Genomic DNA, 1,124 nt, shown 5'->3' with positions numbered 1-1,124 from the left:
TCACTCCCCTTCCGGGGTGCTTTTCACCTTTCCCTCACGGTACTGGTTCACTATCGGTCACTAGGGAGTATTTAGCCTTGGGAGATGGTCCTCCCGGATTCCGACGGAATTTCACGTGTTCCGCCGTACTCAGGATCCACTCTGGAGAGAATAACATTTCAGTTACAGGGCTGTTACCTTCTTTGGCGGGCCTTTCCAGACCTCTTCGCTTATATCGTTCCTTTGTAACTCCGTATAGAGTGTCCTACAACCCCAAGAGGCAAGCCTCTTGGTTTGGGCTGTTCCCGTTTCGCTCGCCGCTACTCAGGGAATCGCATTTGCTTTCTCTTCCTCCGGGTACTTAGATGTTTCAGTTCCCCGGGTATGCCTTCTCATACTCTATGTATTCAAGTATGGATACTACTCCATTACGAGCAGTGGGTTTCCCCATTCGGAAATCTCCGGATCAAAGCTTGCTTACAGCTCCCCGAAGCATATCGGTGTTCGTCCCGTCCTTCATCGGCTCCTAGTGCCAAGGCATCCACCGTGCGCCCTTTCTAACTTAACCATTTCTTACTTTAGAAAGAATCACTATGTGTGATGAACTTTGCATTGCATTCAATGTGAATGTATTACTTATTGTTATCTAGTTTTCAAAGAACAATCCTGTCTCGCTAGAGACATGTTTTGAAGGAATGATCCTTCAAAACTAAACAAGACGAAAACGCACGCTGCTCCATATATCCTTAGAAAGGAGGTGATCCAGCCGCACCTTCCGATACGGCTACCTTGTTACGACTTCACCCCAATCATCTGCCCCACCTTCGGCGGCTGGCTCCATAAAGGTTACCTCACCGACTTCGGGTGTTGCAAACTCTCGTGGTGTGACGGGCGGTGTGTACAAGGCCCGGGAACGTATTCACCGCGGCATGCTGATCCGCGATTACTAGCGATTCCAGCTTCACGCAGTCGAGTTGCAGACTGCGATCCGAACTGAGAACAGATTTATGGGATTGGCTAAACCTTGCGGTCTTGCAGCCCTTTGTTCTGTCCATTGTAGCACGTGTGTAGCCCAGGTCATAAGGGGCATGATGATTTGACGTCATCCCCACCTTCCTCCGGTTTGTCACCGGCAGTCACCTTAG

Annotated in this window: 2 rRNA genes; both read right to left on the bottom strand. The window is 49.8% G+C overall.

Annotation, left to right across the window (positions count from 1 at the left end):
* Positions 1-547: ribosomal RNA gene (locus ACZ3HQ_RS29590) — 23S ribosomal RNA — on the bottom strand; the annotation flags it as partial.
* Positions 548-729: 182 nt separating this feature from the next.
* Positions 730-1,124, bottom strand: a 16S ribosomal RNA gene (locus ACZ3HQ_RS29585); the annotation flags it as partial.

The sequence above is a fragment of the Streptomyces sp. NPDC018263 genome (assembly GCF_055562575.1).
Note: the sequence above shows the minus strand (reverse complement) of the source record. Positions and strands in the feature narration are given on the sequence as shown.